The organism is Salmonella sp. SAL03688, from assembly GCF_046551895.1.
Taxonomy (GTDB): Bacteria; Pseudomonadota; Gammaproteobacteria; order Enterobacterales; family Enterobacteriaceae; genus Salmonella; species Salmonella enterica.
Window position 1 is genome coordinate 92611 of record NZ_JBGDVI010000003.1, and the last position, 17547, is coordinate 110157.

Genomic DNA, 17547 nt, shown 5'->3' on the forward strand with positions numbered 1-17547 from the left:
TCAGCGCAAAGTATAAACCTGCAGATATCTCCCCCTTCTCCCGCACTTTTCCGAAATACACGCATAAAAAACGGGGCCCGCAGGCCCCGTCGTGAGAGAACGCGATTTACAACCGCACCGGATCAATATGCCAGATATTTTCGGCATACTCTTTGATGGTTCTGTCCGATGAGAAGTAGCCCATATTGGCAATGTTGAGCATCGCTTTCGTCGTCCACTCTTCCGGGCGACGATACAACTCATCCACCTTATCCTGGCAGTCCACGTAGCTGCGGTAGTCCGCCAGCACCTGATAGTGATCGCCAAAGTTAATCAGCGAATCTACCAGATCGCGGTAACGGCCTGGCTCTTCCGGATTAAAGACGCCGCTACCAATCTGCGTCAGTACCTGATGTAGCTCTTCATCTTTTTCATAATAGTCGCGAGGCTTATAACCCTGCCTGCGCAACGCTTCCACCTCTTCTGCAGTATTACCGAAGATAAAGATATTCTCCTCGCCGACATGCTCCTGCATCTCTACGTTCGCGCCATCCAGCGTACCAATGGTGAGCGCGCCGTTCAGGGCAAATTTCATATTACTGGTGCCGGAAGCTTCTGTCCCTGCCAGCGAAATCTGCTCAGACAGGTCGGCAGCGGGAATGATCACCTGCGCCAGGCTGACGCTGTAGTTCGGGATAAACACCACTTTCAGCTTGTCGCCAATCTGCGGATCGTTGTTAATCACTTTCGCTACGTCGTTGATCAGATGAATAATGTGTTTTGCCATGTAATAGGCGGAAGCCGCCTTACCGGCAAAAATATTCACCCGCGGCACCCAGTCGGCCTCCGGATTTTCTTTAATGCGGTTATAGCGGGTAATGACATGCAGTACGTTCATCAACTGCCGCTTGTATTCGTGAATACGCTTAATCTGCACGTCGAATAACGCTTTAGGGTTCACCACCACATTCAGTTGTTGCGCTATCACTACCGCCAGCCGTTTTTTATTTTCCAGCTTCGCCTGACGCACCGCATGATTGACCAGCGGATAATCACAATGCTGCTTCAGCTCGCTGAGCTGACTAAGATCGGTACGCCAGGTACGACCAATATTCTCATCCAGCACGTCAGACAGCGGCGGGTTTGCCAGCGCCAGCCAGCGGCGCGGCGTAACGCCGTTAGTGACGTTACAAAAACGGGTCGGAAAAATCTTCGCAAAATCCGCGAACAGCGACTGCACCATCAGGTTGGAATGGAGTTCAGAAACGCCGTTGACTTTATGGCTGACCACCACCGCCAGCCAGGCCATCCGTACCCGGCGACCGTTCGACTCATCAATAATCGACGCGCGTCCAAGCAGGCTGGTATCGTTGGGATATTGCTCCTGCAACGTTTTCAGGAAATAGTCGTTAATCTCGAAGATAATCTGCAGGTGACGGGGCAGAATTTTCCCCAGCATATCGACAGGCCAGGTCTCCAGCGCCTCGCTCATCAACGTATGGTTGGTATAAGAGAAGACCTGACAGCACACCTCAAACGCGTCGTCCCAGCTAAATTTATGTTCATCAATCAGCAGGCGCATCAGCTCAGGAATTGACAGCACCGGATGCGTATCATTGAGGTGAATGGCGATTTTATCCGCCAGATTCTCATAGGTTTTATGCAGTTGATAATGACGGTGCAGGATATCCTGCACCGTCGCCGAGACCAGAAAATACTCCTGGCGCAGGCGTAGCTCTCGTCCGGAATAGGTGGAATCGTCCGGGTAGAGCACCCGTGAAACGTTCTCAGAGTGGTTTTTATCTTCCACCGCCGCAAAGTAGTCGCCCTGGTTGAATTTACCGAGGTTGATTTCACTACTGGCCTGCGCATTCCACAGCCGCAGTGTGTTAGTGGCGTCGGTGTCGTAACCGGGGATGATCTGATCATACGCGACGGCCAGAATCTCTTCCGTCTCAATCCAGCGCGCTTTTTTACCTTCCTGCTGAATGCGCCCGCCAAAAAGCACTTTATAGCGCGTATTGTGGCGCTTGAACTCCCACGGGTTGCCATATTCCAGCCAGTAATCCGGAGATTCTTTTTGCCGCCCGTCGACAATATTCTGCTTAAACATGCCGTAATCGTAGCGAATGCCATACCCGCGACCCGGTAATCCTAGCGTCGCCAGCGAGTCCAGGAAGCAAGCCGCCAGCCGTCCTAAGCCGCCGTTGCCAAGCCCTGGGTCATTCTCTTCATCGATCAGCTCTTCGAGATCTAAGCCCATGGCCTCCAGCGCGCCTTTAACGTCATCATAAATGCCCAGCGAGAGCAGCGCGTTAGAGAGGGTACGACCAATCAAAAACTCCATCGACAGGTAATAAACCTGCCGGGTTTCCTGCGATAATTGGGCTCGATTAGAACGCAGCCAGCGCTCCACCAGACGATCGCGCACCGCGAACAACGTGGCGTTCAGCCATTCATGTTTATTGGCAATGACCGGGTCTTTACCAATCGTAAACATCAGCTTATAGGCAATAGAATGCTTAAGCGCCTCAACGCTGAGTGTGGGCGATGCATAAGTAAACGGAGCATTCATATAAATGATTCCTGGATGACTATTTCAAGCGATAGTACAGCTCGCGGTATGATTTCGCGGCAACTTGCCAGCTAAAATCCATCGCCATCGCCTGCCGTTGTACAAACCGCCAAAGCGAAGGCCGTGACCACAACACAAAAGCACGCCGAATCGCGCGTAGCAACGACCAGGCGTTACTGTCTTCGAAGACAAAACCGCTGGCGATACCGTCCGCCAGATTTTCCAGCGAACTGTCGGAGACCGTATCGGCCAACCCCCCGGTACGCCGCACCAGAGGCAGCGTGCCATACTTTAAGCCATATAACTGCGTTAAGCCGCACGGTTCGAAACGACTGGGCACCAGAATAACGTCCGCGCCGCCCATAATGCGATGCGAGAAAGCTTCGTGATAGCCGATCTGTACGCCAACCTGCCCTGGGTGTTCCGCCGCCGCCGCGAGGAACCCTTCCTGAAGCACCGGATCGCCCGCGCCGAGTAGCGCCAACTGCCCGCCCTGCTCCAGCAGCCCCGGTAACGCCTCCAGCACCAGATCCAGACCTTTCTGGTTGGTCAGACGGCTTACCACGGCGAACAGCGGCACTTTGTCGTTAACCTTCAACCCCATCGCAATTTGTAGCTGACGTTTGTTTTCCGCCTTCTCTTCCAGGGTATCGCGCGTGTAGCGCGACGCCAGCAGCAGATCGGATTCCGGGTTCCAGATCTTCTCATCCACGCCGTTCAGTATGCCGGACAAGCGCCCTTCCAGATGACGCTGGCGCAGCAGGCCTTCCATACCATAAGCAAACTGCGGTTCGGTAATTTCACGCGCATAGGTCGGGCTCACCGCCGTAATATGGTCGGCATAGTACAAACCGGCCTTCAAAAAGGAGAGTTGTCCGTTGAACTCCAGCCCATGCATATTAAAGAATGACCACGGCAGTTCGATGTCATCCATATGCTTTGCATAAAACATGCCTTGATAGGCCAGGTTGTGTACGGTAAAGACCGATTTCGCCGGCCGCCCGCGCGCCGCCAGATAGGCGGGCGCCAGCCCGGCGTGCCAGTCATGGGCGTGCACCACGTCGGGGCGCCAGAATGGATCAAGTCCGCAGGCCATTTCACAACCGACCCACCCTAACAGGGCAAAGCGCAGCACGTTATCGGTATAGGCATATAAATTCGTATCGTGATAGGGACTGCCTGGACGCTCGTACAGATGCGGCGCGTCGATCAGATAAATGCCCACGCCGTTATAATGCCCGAACAGCAGCGATATCTTACCTGCGAAAGTATCGCGGCGGCTCACCACATGCGCGTCGGATATCCCCCGACGGATATCGGGAAATCCTGGAAGCAGAACGCGAACATCAACACCATCCGCAATTTGTGCCGCAGGCAACGCGCCTATCACATCCGCCAGCCCCCCAGTCTTCAGCAGGGGGAACATCTCTGAACATACATGTAAAACCTGCATTATCGCTCCTGTTTGACCTGCAGTTTGCGCAGCATTTCACGCGTGACCAGTACAATACCTTCTTCTGAACGGTAGAAACGACGAGCGTCCTCTTCCGCATTTTCACCAATCACCATGCCTTCCGGGATAATACAGGCACGGTCAATAACACAGCGACGTAAACGGCAGGAGCGTCCTACCCAAACCTCAGGTAACAACACTGCCGAATCAATATTACAAAAAGAATTTATTCTCACCCGTGGGAAGAGCACAGATTGCACCACCACCGAACCGGAGATAATGCAGCCGCCGGAGACCAGCGAGTTCAGCGTCATACCGTGGCTACCGGAGCGGTCCTGCACGAATTTCGCAGGCGGTAGCGATTCCATATGCGTACGGATAGGCCAGTTCTGGTCATACATATCCAGCTCCGGCGTCACCGAGGCTAAATCCAGGTTCGCCTTCCAGTAAGCTTCCAGCGTACCTACATCGCGCCAGTACGGTTCGGCTTGTGGATCGGACTGCACGCAGGAGAGCGGGAAAGGATGCGCGTAAGCCATACCTTCGCGGGTGATTTTGGGGATAATGTCTTTACCGAAATCGTGGCTGGACGCGTCATCTTTATCGTCTGCCGCCAGCAATTCATACAGGTAATCGGCGTCAAAAACGTAAATGCCCATACTGGCCAGCGCTTTGCTGGCGTCACCAGGCATTGCGGGGGGATTCGCCGGTTTTTCGACAAAATCAATAATCTTGTCGCTTTCATCGACCGCCATCACGCCGAACGCCGTCGCTTCTTTGATCGGCACCGGCATACAGGCCACCGTGCAACGCGCGCCCTTTTCAACGTGATCGATCAACATACGCGAGTAGTCCTGCTTGTAGATATGATCGCCTGCCAGGATGACGACATATTCCGCTTTATAGCGACGAATAATATCCAGGTTCTGGGTCACCGCGTCTGCCGTGCCGCGATACCAGTTTTCGCCCTTCATACGCTGTTGGGCTGGCAGCAGATCGACAAATTCGTTCATCTCTTCGCTAAACAGTGACCAGCCGCGCTGAATATGCTGCACCAGCGTATGGGACTGATACTGAGTGATCACGCCGATACGGCGAATCCCGGAGTTCAGACAATTAGATAAGGCGAAATCGATGATGCGGAACTTCCCACCAAAGTGGACGGCTGGTTTGGCGCGTTTGTTCGTTAAATCTTTTAGACGCGTGCCGCGGCCGCCGGCCAGGATTAGGGCAACAGATTTCAATGGCAGCTGGCGCGCCAACATTACACGATCGTTCTTCTCTAAACTCACCATGATTAACTCCTTTTTTATCCTCTCTGGAACACACACAGTCCATGCGCAGGTCCCTGCCAGACCGCCGTTATCACCGGATTATCCTCTCCAGCGAATGGGGGAACGGCGCGCCATTCCCCTTCGGGTAAAACTATATCTGTCACCTCAAGCGTGGCATTTATCGCAATCAGAAAACGGTCCGACAACAGAATTTGCATCAGCTTAGGCCCGTTTTGCCACTCATCCGCACTCAAGGGTTGCGCGTTTTTATTCAGCCAACGCACGTTGCCATCGCCTTCTTCCCACCAGCTATTGTCGGTTAAAGCCGGTATCTGCTGACGCAAACGAATCAGCGCGGCGGTAAACGTGGTTAACCCACGATTTGCCTGCTGCCAGTCCAGCCAGGTTAAGGCATTATCCTGACAGTAGGCGTTATTGTTGCCGTGCTGGCTATGGCCGTGTTCATCGCCTGCCAGCAGCATCGGCGTTCCCTGAGAGAGCAGTAGCGTCGCCAGCAGGGCATGAATGCTGTCGCGCCGCCGCTCCATTAAATCAAGCGGACCGCCTAATCCTTCTTTACCATGATTGTCGCTGTAATTGCTGTTGGTGCCGTCGCGATTTTCCTCACCGTTCGCCTCATTGTGTTTCTGATTGAAACAGACGCAGTCCCGGAGCGTAAAACCGTCATGCGCCGTGAGCAGATTGACAGAGGCGCCGGGCGCGCGGCCATTGCGTTTAAACACATCGCTGGAAGCGGCGAAACGACAGGCAAACTCCCCGGTCGTCAGGTTACGCGGCAACCAGAATCGGCGGGCCGCATCGCGAAAATGGTCGTTCCACTCGGCAAACGGTGGCGGAAAATTCCCGACCTGATAGCCGCCCTCGCCAATGTCCCACGGTTCAGCAATCAGCTTGACCGTTGATAACACAGGACACGCTTTAATCGCGGCGAACAGCGGCGCATCCTGGCGAAACGTCGGCGTGCGCCCCATGACGGACGCCAAATCAAAACGAAAACCATCGACATGACAGGTTTCCACCCAATAGCGCAAACACTCGCACGCGTATTCCACCACGCCGGGATGGCTTAAATTGAGCGTGTTGCCGCACCCCGTCCAGTTGTGATAATCGCCATCGTCCCTTATCCAATAATAGCTACGGTTATCAATTCCGCGCAGGGAGAAGGTTGGACCGTCCAGATCCAGCTCGGCGCTATGGTTTAATACGATGTCCAGAATGACCTCAATCCCCGCGCGATGCAGCGCTTTCACCGCATCGCGAAACTCGTCCAGCGCCGTCTCGGGCGAACTGGCCCAGGCGGGATGCAGCGCGAACATCGCCATCGGGTTGTAACCCCAATAATTGGTCAGTCCCATACGTTGCAGGCGCGGCTCGCTGGCAAACTGCGCCACCGGCAACAGTTCCAGCGCCGTAATGCCAAGCTGTTTGAAGTACGCCACCATGACCGGATGGCCGAGCGCTTTATAGGTGCCGCGTATCTCCTGGGGGAGCTCCGGATGCAGGTAGGTAAGCCCTTTGACATGCGCTTCATAGATGACCGTTTTTCCCCACGGCGTGCGCGGCGCGGCGTCATCTTCCCAGTCATAATGGTCGCTGATTACCACGCTTTTCGGCGCCACCGCCGCGTTATCGCGGTAGTCCGGTTCATCGTGTCCGCCGTGCAACAGCGGATGATCTTTTAGTTCGCCCTCGACCCGGCGCGCATAAGGGTCAAGCAGTAACTTCGCCGGATTAAACCGATGCCCCTGCGCTGGCTGCCACGGGCCATGTACGCGATAGCCATAGCGCAAACCTGGCCTGGCGCCTGCCAGATAACCATGCCAGACATCGCCGCGACGTCCTGGCAGGTCATAGCGACGCTCATTCCCTCGGGAATCAAAAACGCACAGCTCTACGCGCTCCGCATGGGCGGAAAAGAGCGTGAAATTCACGCCATGACCGTCATACGTTGCGCCATGCGGCGTTGCTTCGCCGATCGCAAGCTGCGTCATTCCCCCTCCCGCATCAGCCAGATCGTCGCCAACGGCGGTAACGTCAGGCTAAGAGAGTGCTGACGGCCATGGCTTTCGATCTCATCGCTGTGCACCACGCCGCCGTTGCCGGTGTTGCTACCGTGATAATGAATCGAATCAGTATTGAGAATTTCACGCCAGCGTCCCGGCTGGTTGATGCCAAAGCGGTAGTCGTGGCGAGGAACGGGCGTAAAGTTGCTGGCGACGATGATCTCGTTACCGGCTTTATCACGGCGTACAAAAATCAGTACCGAGCGTTCATTGTCATCGACCACCAGCCACTCAAAGCCGTAAGCATCAAAATCCAGCTCATGCAACGCTTTATGGTGGCGATAGGTGTGGTTGAGATCGCGTACCAGACGCTGAACCCCGTGGTGCCAGTTATCGCCCCCCTCCAGCAGGTGCCAGTCGAGGCTGGCGTCATGGTTCCACTCGCGTCCCTGGGCAAACTCATTCCCCATAAATAGCAGTTTCTTGCCGGGGAAGGCCCACATCCAGCCATAGTAGGCGCGCAGGTTGGCGAATTTTTGCCACGCATCGCCCGGCATACGATCGAGAATGGATTTCTTGCCGTGAACCACCTCATCGTGCGACAGCGGCAGAACAAAGTTTTCGGTATGGTTGTACAACATACCAAAGGTCAGCTTGTCGTGATGATACTGGCGGTACACCGGGTCCAGCTTCATGTAGTCCAGCGTGTCGTGCATCCAGCCCAGATTCCACTTGTACCAGAACCCCAGACCGCCCGTTTCCGGTGGACGCGTCACGCCAGCGAAGTCTGTCGACTCTTCCGCCATGCTGACCGCGCCGGGCACCTGCTCGCCAATAATGCGGTTGGTATTACGCAGAAACTCAATGGCTTCCAGGTTTTCACGACCGCCGAACTCGTTCGGTATCCACTCGCCCTCTTTGCGGCTGTAGTCGCGGTAGATCATAGAGGCCACCGCATCGACACGCAGCGCATCAATCCCAAAACGCTCCATCCAGTACAGGGCGTTACCCACCAGATAATTACTGACTTCACGACGACCATAGTTGTAGATCAGCGTATTCCAGTCCTGGTGATAGCCCTCGCGCGGGTCGCTGTGCTCATAGAGGTGGGTGCCGTCAAACTCCGCGAGGCTAAATTCATCGGACGGGAAATGGCCCGGCACCCAGTCGAGAATGACGTTAAGGCCCGCCGCATGGGCCGCATTGATGAAATAGCGGAAGTCGTCCCGCGTACCAAAGCGGCGGGTCGGCGCGTAGAGGCCGGTCGGCTGGTAGCCCCAACTGCCGTCAAACGGATGTTCGTTGACCGGCAAGAGTTCAAGGTGCGTAAAGCCCATCCATTTGGCGTAAGGCACAAGCTGATCCGCCAGCTCACGATAGCTCAGCCAGAAATTGTTATCCGTATGGCGGCGCCATGAACCTAAATGCACCTCATAAATCGAGATCGGCGCATCAAACTGATTGGCTTTTTGTCGTTCTTCGCTTGGCGTCACTTTCTCCGGCAGTCCGCAAATCATCGACGCCGTTTCCGGACGCATCTGCGCCTCAAAAGCATAGGGATCGGCTTTAATGCGCAGATTACCGTTCGCATCAAGCAGCTCGAATTTATACAGTTGTCCATTATGCGCGCCGGGGATAAACAGCTCCCAAATACCGCTCTCTTTGCGCAGACGCATCGGGTGGCGACGCCCATCCCAATAGTTGAATTGCCCGACAACCGAAACGCGACGAGCATTAGGTGCCCAGACGGAAAAACGGGTGCCGGTGACGCCATCCATCGTATCGGCGTGCGCGCCCAGCGTTTCATAAGGACGCAGGTGGGTGCCTTCCGACAATAGCCAGGCATCCATTTCCTGTATTAATGGACCAAAACGGTAAGGATCGTCGATGAGGTTCTGCTGTCCGTGCCAGGTCACGGCGAGCTGATAGCGAAAGAAATTTTTACGTCGGGGTAAAACGCCGCAGAAAAAACCGCGAGCGTCGAGACATTCCAGTTTGCCGACTTTACGTCCGGTTTTGGGTTCAATCACCCATACATCGGTGGCGTCAGGTAATAGGGCGCGGACTTCTAGTCCGGCTTGGGTCTGGTGCATTCCGAGTACGGAAAAAGGGTCCGCAAAATGTCCTGCAATTAGCGCATTAATCACGTCTCTATCGATACGACTGGACATGGTTTGTCATCCTGTTTTGTGGCGTCACTCCATCTCACTGAATTCAACATCAGGTAGTGACACTTCTTTGACCTGAACGGCGCAGCACACTGTGCATCCTATCTGCGTCGTCCTACCTTCAGGTTAGGCTTAATACCCGTGGGATTAAGCTACCCTTAAAGAATAGCCAATGCTCTGCTTAACTCCTGATAAAAATGAAACATCTGCGTTTACTCCTGTATTACGCAAAAAAAAGGGTGACGATGCACCCTACATATCAATCTGACGTCTGCTTGCCGACTACGCCTTATCTGGCGGATATTGCCGGATGGCGGCGCTGACGCGCCTTATCCGGCCTACAGAACCACACGCAGGCCCGATAAGCGCTGCAATAGCCACTACGCCAACTGGCGCAGCATTCGACGCAGCGGCTCGGCGGCGCCCCATAACAACTGGTCGCCTACGGTAAACGCCGACAAGAACTCTGGCCCCATGTTCAGCTTACGCAGACGACCAACCGGCGTAGTCAACGTGCCGGTCACCGCCGCCGGGGTTAATTCGCGCATAGTGATATCACGATCGTTCGGTACCACTTTCGCCCACGGATTATGTGCCGCCAGCAGTTCTTCCACCGTCGGAATGGATACCTCTTTTTTCAGCTTAATGGTGAACGCCTGGCTGTGACAGCGCAGCGCGCCGACGCGCACACACAAACCATCAACCGGAATCACAGAGGCAGTATTGAGAATCTTGTTGGTTTCCGCCTGGCCTTTCCACTCTTCGCGGCTCTGGCCGTTATCGAGCTGTTTGTCGATCCAGGGGATCAGGCTTCCCGCCAGCGGTACGCCAAAGTTATCCACCGGCAGCTCGCCGCTGCGGGTCAATGCCGTAACTTTGCGTTCAATATCAAGAATTGCGGAAGACGGCGTCGCCAGTTCATCGGCGACATGGCCATACAACTGACCCATCTGGGTTAACAGCTCGCGCATATGGCGCGCGCCGCCGCCGGAGGCGGCCTGATAGGTCGCGACGGATACCCAGTCAACGAGATTATGGGCAAAGAGACCGCCCAGCGACATCAACATCAGGCTAACGGTACAGTTACCGCCCACAAAGGTCTTCACGCCATTGTTCAGGCCGTCGGTAATCACGTCCTGGTTGACCGGGTCGAGAATAATAATGGCATCATCTTTCATGCGCAGCGTAGAAGCCGCGTCAATCCAGTAACCCTGCCATCCGCTCTCGCGCAGCTTTGGATAAATTTCGTTGGTATAATCGCCGCCCTGGCAGGTCACGATGATATCGAGCGCTTTTAGCGCATCCAGATCAAAAGCGTCCTGTAGCGTGCCGGTGGAGGTGTCGCCGAAGGTGGGCGCCGCCTGTCCAAACTGGGAGGTAGAAAAGAAAACAGGGCGAATAGCGTCGAAATCGCGCTCCTCTACCATGCGTTGCATGAGAACAGAGCCGACCATTCCGCGCCAGCCGATAAAACCAACATTTTTCATAGCGTTTTTTTCCTGCAAAGAGATGTGCTGTGTATGCGCGCCAGTATCCTGTGGCGCATCCTTCACCATACAAAAAGCAGCCAAAGTCGCAAGTGAAATTAATCAATGATAGCGAAGCCATCAGTAATGCGACTTATCCTGCCTTACCGCGCAAGCAGAAAGTCCAGTGGCGATTATCAGGGAATTTGCGTTAGGAAGGGAATCATTTCCGTCGCTGTTTTATTGATCCTAATTATGGATCAGCGTAGAAATTTGCCTGCTTTTATGCGCGTACTGAAACATGGCGAGGCAAAACGTCGTTGGGCGATTGCCATGCACACCTCAATAAAAAAACCGGGTAGCGATTACGCCTTACCCGGCTTACGGTGTCGATATGTGCCCGTTTCCAGGCCCGGTAAGCACCGCGCCACCGGGCAACAAGACTCAGCTCAGCAGTTGGAAAGCAATCATCCCGACAATCGCGCCGACCGTGCCGAGGATAGTCTCCATCATCGTCCAGGTCTTCAGCGTCTGTGCTTCGGTCGCGCCGGTAAATTTACCGAACAGCCAGAAACCGGCGTCGTTAACATGAGAAACCACAATTGAACCGCCGGCGATACAGATAGAGAGCGCAGCCATCTGCGCGCCGGAGAAATTCAGTTGCTCTATGACCGGCATCACCAGACCGACCGCGGTTAAACACGCCACGGTCGCGGAACCCTGAATGATGCGCACCGCCGCCGCCAGCACAAAGCAGGTAATGGCAATCGGCAGTCCCATACCGGTTAACGCTTCGCCCAGCGCCGGGCCGACGCCGGAGTCAACCAGTACCTGTTTGAACACCCCGCCTGCGCCAATCACCAGCAAGATAATGCCCGCCGGTTGCAGCGCGTGGCCGCAGATTTCCATCACTTTGTCTTTCGGCATCCCCTGACGCATCGCCAGGCCGTAAATCGCAACCAGACAAGCGACCAGAATCGCAGTGAAGGGGTGGCCGATAAACTCAAACCATTCGTAAGCGGTGGAACCTTCCGGCACAAAACGCGCGGCGATCGTTTTCAGCCCTACCAGCACCAACGGCAGCAGGATCAGCGACAGGCTGAAGCCGAAAGAAGGCATTTTACCTTCACCCAGATGCGGCTCGGTAATGTCGTCAGGAATACGCAGCTCAACGTAGCGGCTGATAAAATTCCCCCACAGCGGCCCGGCGATAATCATGCCAGGAATGGCGGCGCACAGCCCAATCAGGATCATCCAGCCGAAATCAGCATGCATCTGGGAAGCCAGCAGCATCGGCGCAGGCCCAGGCAACAAAAACGCCGCGGCTGCCGCCACGCCCGCAAACAGCGGAATGACCAGCTTCACCAGGTTTGTGCCGGTATGACGCGCCATAGAGAACGCCACGCTTATCAGCAGCACAATCGCCACTTCAAAGAACAGCGGAAGCGCGCAAATCAGCCCGGCCAGGCCAATCGCATAGTGCGCGCGGTTATGGCCAAAGGATTTAAGCATTTTCACGGCTATCTGATCGACCGCGCCGGTTTCATGCAGAATCTTGCCGAACATCGCCCCCAGCGCGACCACAATCGCCAGGAAGCCCAGCGTGCCGCCCATCCCTTTTTCCATGGTCGCGGCGATTTTATCAAGCGGCATCCCTGAAAAAAGCCCCGCGCCCATTGAGACGACCATTAACGCGACGAAGGCGTGCATACGCGCCTTCATCACGAGAAACAGCAGCAGTAAGACGGAACCGACGGCGGTTAAAACCAGTGTTAATGTACTCACAGCGTACTGCCTTTATTGATGACCTCAATGGTGCTCGCCACGACGTCTTCCAGCGGCTGGTCGATATCCACCACCAGAACATCGCGTTCGTCGGCACCCGGCTCTTGCAGCGTTTCAAACTGCGTCACCAGCATCTGGGTTTTGAAGAAATGACCTTTGCGCGCTTTCAGACGGCTTTCAATGACGTCGAAATCACCTTTCAGATAGATAAAGGAGAGGTTCGGGTTTCCCTCGCGCAGCAGGTCGCGATAATGTTTTTTCAGTGCGGAGCAGACGATCAGCGAGATTTTATTGGTACGCTGCATCGCGAAAGCGGCGTCGTTTAGCGCCTGTAACCACGGTTTGCGGTCATCATCATTCAACGGCTCGCCGGAAGCCATTTTTTCAATATTGCAGCGCGGATGCAGAAAATCGCCGTCCAGAAACGCGGCATGAAGCTGATGCGCCACGGCGCTTGCGACAGCGGATTTACCGCTGCCTGATACGCCCATCAGAACGTAAACGTGGTGATCATGATTAGTCGTGCTCAAAGCGGGCCCCCACTCTACAAGTTGCAAAATTTGTTACGGGTAACTGTTATCGGTAACATTGTCCAGCCGCACCATTCACGACGCAATGACCATTCGTGCCAAAAGTGAATAAGTGTGAGCTACTTCAAAGTTGTCAGACTAAATAGATCCGCCCGGTGACAAGGTGAAACCTAAATCTAACATTTTCGGCGTGACCGTTTCGCCGCGAATGCGGGCCAACAGACGTTCCGCGCCAATGCTGCCCATTCGCTCGCGCGGCGTCAGGACGCTTGCCAGACGCGGTTCCATCACCTGGCCGATGTCATGACCGTGGAACCCGGCGATCGCCATGTCGTCCGGGATTTTTAGCCCCAGGCGCTGGCATTCGAAGGCCGCCCCCACCGCCAGGTCATCGTTGGTGCAAAAAATACCGTCAAGCTGTGGGTATTCGCGTCGCGCCTGGCGCATGAGTTCGATACCGGAAGAGTAGGATGAAGATTGCTCCATCATCACACTGTAAGGAACCAGGCCTGCGTCCCGCATCGCCTGTTCATAACCCTTCTGCTTGATGATAGTACGTTCGTCGAGGCGCGCCCCCAGATAGGCGATATGACGATGACCACGCGCGATAATCGCGGCGGTCATCTGACGGGCGGCCTCGAAGTTGTCAAAACCGACGGCAATATCGAGACACGGCGACTGGCTGTCCATCAGTTCCACCACCGGAATCCCGGCGACTTCGATCATTTTTAAGGTGCGCGGCGTATGGGTACGCTCAGTGAGGATCAGGCCGTCGATATTCCAGGAGAGCATCGATTCCAAGCGCTCCTGCTCCATCTCCGGTTTATAGCCGTAGTGCGCCAGCATGGTCTGATACCCGTGGGCATCGGTGACGGCCTCAATGCCGCGTAACACTTCCGCAAAGACCTGGTTGGTTAAAGACGGCAGCAGAACGCCAATGGCGCGGCTGGTGGCGTTGGAAAGAATGTCAGGCGCGCGATTAGGAATGTACCCGAGCTCATCAAGCGCAGCCGCAATTTTACCCCGCAGCGCGACGGAGACCTGCTCCGGATTACGCAAAAAACGGCTGACCGTCATTTTGGTCACGCCCACACGGTCGGCCACATCCTGAAGTACGGGTCTTTTCTTTTTCATCGTCCTGAAAGGTATAAAAGGGATAGATTTGCCCAGTTTACCACGGACGTGCGGAATTAATGACAAACGATGAAAAGCCGGATGGCAACGCTTTCGCGTCTTATCCGGCCTACAAAAGGTTACAGCACGTTAGACTGGCGGCAAGTCAAACAACAACACTTCACTGTCGCTGTCGGCATGAATCGAGATTGCCTGCTCATCCCAAATCGCCAGGCCGTCGCTGGTCGTCGCTTTGGTACCGTTAATGGTCACGTTACCTTTTACCACCTGGATCCAGACGCGGCGCTCAGCGGCAATCTGATGCACCGACTGCTCATCTTTGAGCAGCGCCCAGCGGTACAGCTCCATATCCTGGTGGACCTTCAGCGAACCATCACGAGCATCTGGCGAAAGCACCAGTTGCTTGCCCTGCGCGGCGTCGAAGCGGCGCTGTTCGTAGCGCGGCGTGATGCCGGTTTCTTGCGGAATGATCCAGATCTGGTACAGCCGCAGACGATCCGTTTTGCTCGGGTTGTACTCGGAGTGGCGAACGCCGGTCCCGGCGCTCATAATCTGGAATTCACCGGCCGGAACCTGTTCTTTATTGCCCATACTGTCCTGATGCTCCACCGCGCCTTCCAGCACATAAGTCAGGATTTCCATGTCTTTATGGGGGTGAGTACCAAAGCCCTGACCTGCGTCGATCACGTCATCGTTAATCACGCGCAGCGCCGAGAACCCCATAAAGTTCGGATCGTAATAATCGGCAAAAGAAAAGGTATGCCAGGAGTCAAGCCAGCCATGATTCGCATGACCGCGGTCGTTTGCTTTGCGTAAGTAGATCATTGTGTTCACCCCCAGATGTTTTCGATGGAATAAGTGTGGACTCATTCCGTCCGGGATCATAGAGGGTGAAAATTGACTCCTCTGTTCAAAAAATATGAATAAGCGCAGAGGAGTCTGTAAGGGCTATTTAGCCAGGGTTATCGTCGCAGGCGTTGCCTGTTCGAAGGCACGTTCGAGGATTTCCAGGTTGGTAAGAACTTCAGATTCCTTGACGTAATTAGGCGTACCGACGGTCAACGTCTGGTACAGCGCATCATAGACGCGACCATAGTCACCCGTTTCCGGTTTCACCTCTTCTTTCACGGTCACGCCGTCATCGTTAACATATTCCAGCACGCCGACGGATTCGTCAGCGGCAAAACCCGGCTCGCCAGGCATAATGTTCGCTTTCAGGCTGGTTTCTTGTTGATCGATACCGTATTTCACAAACGAACCTTTGGTGCCGTGAACAATAAACTTCGGATAGTCGATTTTCACCAGATGGCTGGTTTTAACGATAGCCTTCAAATCGCCATAAAACAGTTGCGCTTCAAAGGTGTCATCCGGATTCGCTTTATTACGCAGGCTACGAATGTCATACGCGACATGATCCGGGCGGCCAAATAGCGAAATAATTTGATCCATAGTGTGGACGCCAAGTCCATAGAATGCACCATCCTGCGGCAGGCCCGGTTTGGTTTCTGCTACCGGGCGGTAATAATCGAAATGGCTTTCAATTTCGACAATCTTGCCCAGTTTGCCGCTCTCAATCGCTTTTTTAGCCGTGAGAAAACAGGAATCAAAACGCCGATTCTGATACGGCGTGACGGTCAGTCCTTTGCTTCGCGCCAGGTCGAACAACACTTTTGCCTCCGCCAGCGTCGGCGTGAAAGGTTTCTCAACCAGCACATTTTTACCCGCTTCCAGCGCGCGTTTGGCGTATTCGAAATGGCTGTCAGCATGCGTACAGACGATCACCAGTTTTACCTGCGGATCGCCCAACACCTCATCCAGATCGCTGGTGAAATGAATATGCGAATACTGCGGCGCCTGCTCTTCCGGTTTAGCGTGACGACGGAAAATATGCGCGACATGCCAGGTATCCTTCCGATTCAGAACATAGGGGAGATGGTAACGGGTGGTACTTTTGCCGAATCCAATAAATGCGCAGTGTAAGGTCATGAGACGATCCTTTTGAAGATGATTGTCTACACCATAGCGCAAAGCGTGAGGAGACTGAATCCATCCTGCCATCGAGCCGGATGTGGCGTTGCCTTTTCGGGCCTACAAAAGCAGATGCCTCAAGATCGGCCGTCGGCGTCGCGGTCAGTTTGTTCACGGCAAGCGCGCAGGGCCCGGAGCGTACTAAATGTACGTGAGGAGCACGAGCACTTCCCGGGGACAAAATGACAAGTAAGCCAGGCTGAAACAAAACCCAAAAAAAAGCCAGCAAAAGCTGGCTAAAGTAATACTGGAAGCAATGTGAGCAATGTCGTGCTTTCAGGTTCTCCGTAGGGTTCCCCTGAATGCAAGGCAATAATAATCATTCTCATTCGCACTTGTCTACTTCTTTTTGCAAAAAAATGCGGTTGACGGAATTTTCTTTCTCAGCGAGTGTAAATACACAATTACCCCTGCAGGAGATAAGGAATGAGTGAAATAGTGATACGCCACGCTGAACCGAAAGATTACGACGCCATTCGTCAGATCCACGCCCAGCCGGAGGTGTACCACAACACGCTACAGGTTCCTCATCCTTCCATGGAGATGTGGCAAACGCGACTCGCCGATCAGCCGGGGATCAAACAGCTGGTGGCCTGCATCGATGATATCGTCGTGGGGCATCTTTGCATTGCTGTTGCCCAGCGCCCGCGCCGCAGTCACGTCGCTGATTTCGGTATTTGCGTTGACGCTCGTTGGCAAAACCGCGGCGTCGCCAGCGCGCTGATCCGCACGATGATCGACATGTGTGACAACTGGCTGCGCGTCGAGCGTATTGAGTTAACGGTGTTTGTTGATAACGAGCCCGCGGTGGCGGTGTATAAGAAGTACGGCTTTGAAATCGAAGGCACCGGTAAGAAATACGGCCTGCGCAACGGTGAGTACGTTGATGCGTACTTTATGGCGCGCGTGAAATAGCGCTTCCCCGCCCCACCCTGTGGGGCGAAACGTCACAAACCTTCACAACATTCCAGTTATTGCAGCCTACTTCCCCTATATCAAAACAATAACCATCTGAATTTAATGGTTATTACCACTTTAAGCTTTATCACCGTTTTTTCCGTAATTTTAGCAATATTAATATTACATTTTTGTTTTTTTTTGGTTTCTGCCATCACTTTATGGTGACAATCA

Annotated in this window: 12 protein-coding genes and 1 pseudogene; 2 read left to right on the plus strand and 11 right to left on the minus strand. The window is 54.3% G+C overall.

The window, feature by feature from the left end:
• Nucleotides 1-106 precede the first annotated feature (106 nt).
• From glgP to asd, 6 genes are all read right to left on the minus strand, one after another.
• A complete protein-coding gene (gene glgP, locus ACLJR2_RS03915) occupies nt 107-2554 on the minus strand; it encodes a glycogen phosphorylase (protein WP_000993424.1) in 2448 nt (815 codons plus the stop codon).
• A gap of 19 nt (nt 2555-2573) precedes the next feature.
• Nucleotides 2574-4007 (minus strand): glycogen synthase GlgA, encoded by a 1434-nt coding sequence (glgA, locus tag ACLJR2_RS03920; RefSeq protein ID WP_001197674.1) that lies wholly within the window; start codon nt 4005-4007, stop codon nt 2574-2576.
• Complete coding sequence (glgC, locus tag ACLJR2_RS03925; RefSeq protein WP_000253994.1) at nt 4007-5302, minus strand: glucose-1-phosphate adenylyltransferase; 1296 nt, start codon at nt 5300-5302, stop codon at nt 4007-4009. Before glgC ends, glgA begins: the two co-directional genes overlap by 1 nt.
• 14 nt (nt 5303-5316) lie before the next feature.
• On the minus strand, nt 5317-7293 hold the full coding sequence (gene glgX / locus ACLJR2_RS03930) for a glycogen debranching protein GlgX (protein WP_000192489.1): 1977 nt from the start codon (nt 7291-7293) through the stop codon (nt 5317-5319).
• Entirely contained in the window at nt 7290-9476 is a 2187-nt protein-coding gene (glgB, locus tag ACLJR2_RS03935) for a 1,4-alpha-glucan branching enzyme (protein ID WP_000098547.1), read from the minus strand. The genes glgX and glgB overlap by 4 nt, the downstream gene beginning before the upstream one ends.
• Nucleotides 9477-9853: 377 nt before the next feature.
• Nucleotides 9854-10960, minus strand: a complete 1107-nt coding sequence (gene asd / locus ACLJR2_RS03940; RefSeq protein WP_000799940.1) for an aspartate-semialdehyde dehydrogenase — start codon at nt 10958-10960, stop codon at nt 9854-9856.
• Between the two features lie 234 nt (nt 10961-11194).
• Here asd and ACLJR2_RS03945 point away from each other — a divergent pair.
• Nucleotides 11195-11269: pseudogene (locus tag ACLJR2_RS03945) on the plus strand (MarC family protein); the annotation flags it as partial.
• A gap of 114 nt (nt 11270-11383) precedes the next feature.
• On the opposite strand, the gene gntU reads toward ACLJR2_RS03945, so the two are convergent.
• The 5 genes from gntU to ACLJR2_RS03970 all read right to left on the minus strand — a co-directional run bounded on the left by gntU (nt 11384) and on the right by ACLJR2_RS03970 (nt 16374).
• Nucleotides 11384-12724 carry a gluconate transporter gene (gene gntU / locus ACLJR2_RS03950; RefSeq protein WP_000105950.1) on the minus strand — a complete coding sequence of 447 codons (1341 nt, stop codon included), beginning with the start codon at nt 12722-12724 and terminating at the stop codon, nt 11384-11386.
• A complete protein-coding gene (gntK, locus tag ACLJR2_RS03955) occupies nt 12721-13254 on the minus strand; it encodes a gluconokinase (RefSeq protein ID WP_000108340.1) in 534 nt (177 codons plus the stop codon). The genes gntU and gntK overlap by 4 nt, the downstream gene beginning before the upstream one ends.
• Nucleotides 13255-13392: 138 nt before the next feature.
• Nucleotides 13393-14388, minus strand: coding sequence for a gluconate operon transcriptional repressor GntR (gene gntR, locus ACLJR2_RS03960; protein WP_000730239.1), 996 nt, complete (start codon nt 14386-14388; stop codon nt 13393-13395).
• Nucleotides 14389-14517: 129 nt separating this feature from the next.
• Nucleotides 14518-15213 carry a pirin family protein gene (locus tag ACLJR2_RS03965; protein WP_000639789.1) on the minus strand — a complete coding sequence of 232 codons (696 nt, stop codon included), beginning with the start codon at nt 15211-15213 and terminating at the stop codon, nt 14518-14520.
• Between the two features lie 123 nt (nt 15214-15336).
• Nucleotides 15337-16374, minus strand: a complete 1038-nt coding sequence (locus ACLJR2_RS03970; protein ID WP_000172396.1) for an oxidoreductase — start codon at nt 16372-16374, stop codon at nt 15337-15339.
• Between the two features lie 468 nt (nt 16375-16842).
• Here ACLJR2_RS03970 and yhhY point away from each other — a divergent pair, with 468 nt between their 5' ends.
• Nucleotides 16843-17331, plus strand: a complete 489-nt coding sequence (yhhY, locus tag ACLJR2_RS03975; protein WP_001290286.1) for an N-acetyltransferase — start codon at nt 16843-16845, stop codon at nt 17329-17331.
• The last annotated feature ends 216 nt before the right edge of the window (nt 17332-17547 follow it).

What these genes read in the sequence shown, in the direction of transcription:
- ACLJR2_RS03965 (WP_000639789.1), bottom strand. Translation starts at nt 15,213, where the DNA reads ATGATCTACTTACGCAAAGCAAACGACCGCGGTCATGCGAATCATGGC.
- glgX (WP_000192489.1), bottom strand. Translation starts at nt 7,293, where the DNA reads ATGACGCAGCTTGCGATCGGCGAAGCAACGCCGCATGGCGCAACGTAT.
- glgA (WP_001197674.1), bottom strand. Translation starts at nt 4,007, where the DNA reads ATGCAGGTTTTACATGTATGTTCAGAGATGTTCCCCCTGCTGAAGACT.
- ACLJR2_RS03970 (WP_000172396.1), bottom strand. Translation starts at nt 16,374, where the DNA reads ATGACCTTACACTGCGCATTTATTGGATTCGGCAAAAGTACCACCCGT.
- yhhY (WP_001290286.1), top strand. Translation starts at nt 16,843, where the DNA reads ATGAGTGAAATAGTGATACGCCACGCTGAACCGAAAGATTACGACGCC.
- gntR (WP_000730239.1), bottom strand. Translation starts at nt 14,388, where the DNA reads ATGAAAAAGAAAAGACCCGTACTTCAGGATGTGGCCGACCGTGTGGGC.
- glgP (WP_000993424.1), bottom strand. Translation starts at nt 2,554, where the DNA reads ATGAATGCTCCGTTTACTTATGCATCGCCCACACTCAGCGTTGAGGCG.
- glgC (WP_000253994.1), bottom strand. Translation starts at nt 5,302, where the DNA reads ATGGTGAGTTTAGAGAAGAACGATCGTGTAATGTTGGCGCGCCAGCTG.
- glgB (WP_000098547.1), bottom strand. Translation starts at nt 9,476, where the DNA reads ATGTCCAGTCGTATCGATAGAGACGTGATTAATGCGCTAATTGCAGGA.
- asd (WP_000799940.1), bottom strand. Translation starts at nt 10,960, where the DNA reads ATGAAAAATGTTGGTTTTATCGGCTGGCGCGGAATGGTCGGCTCTGTT.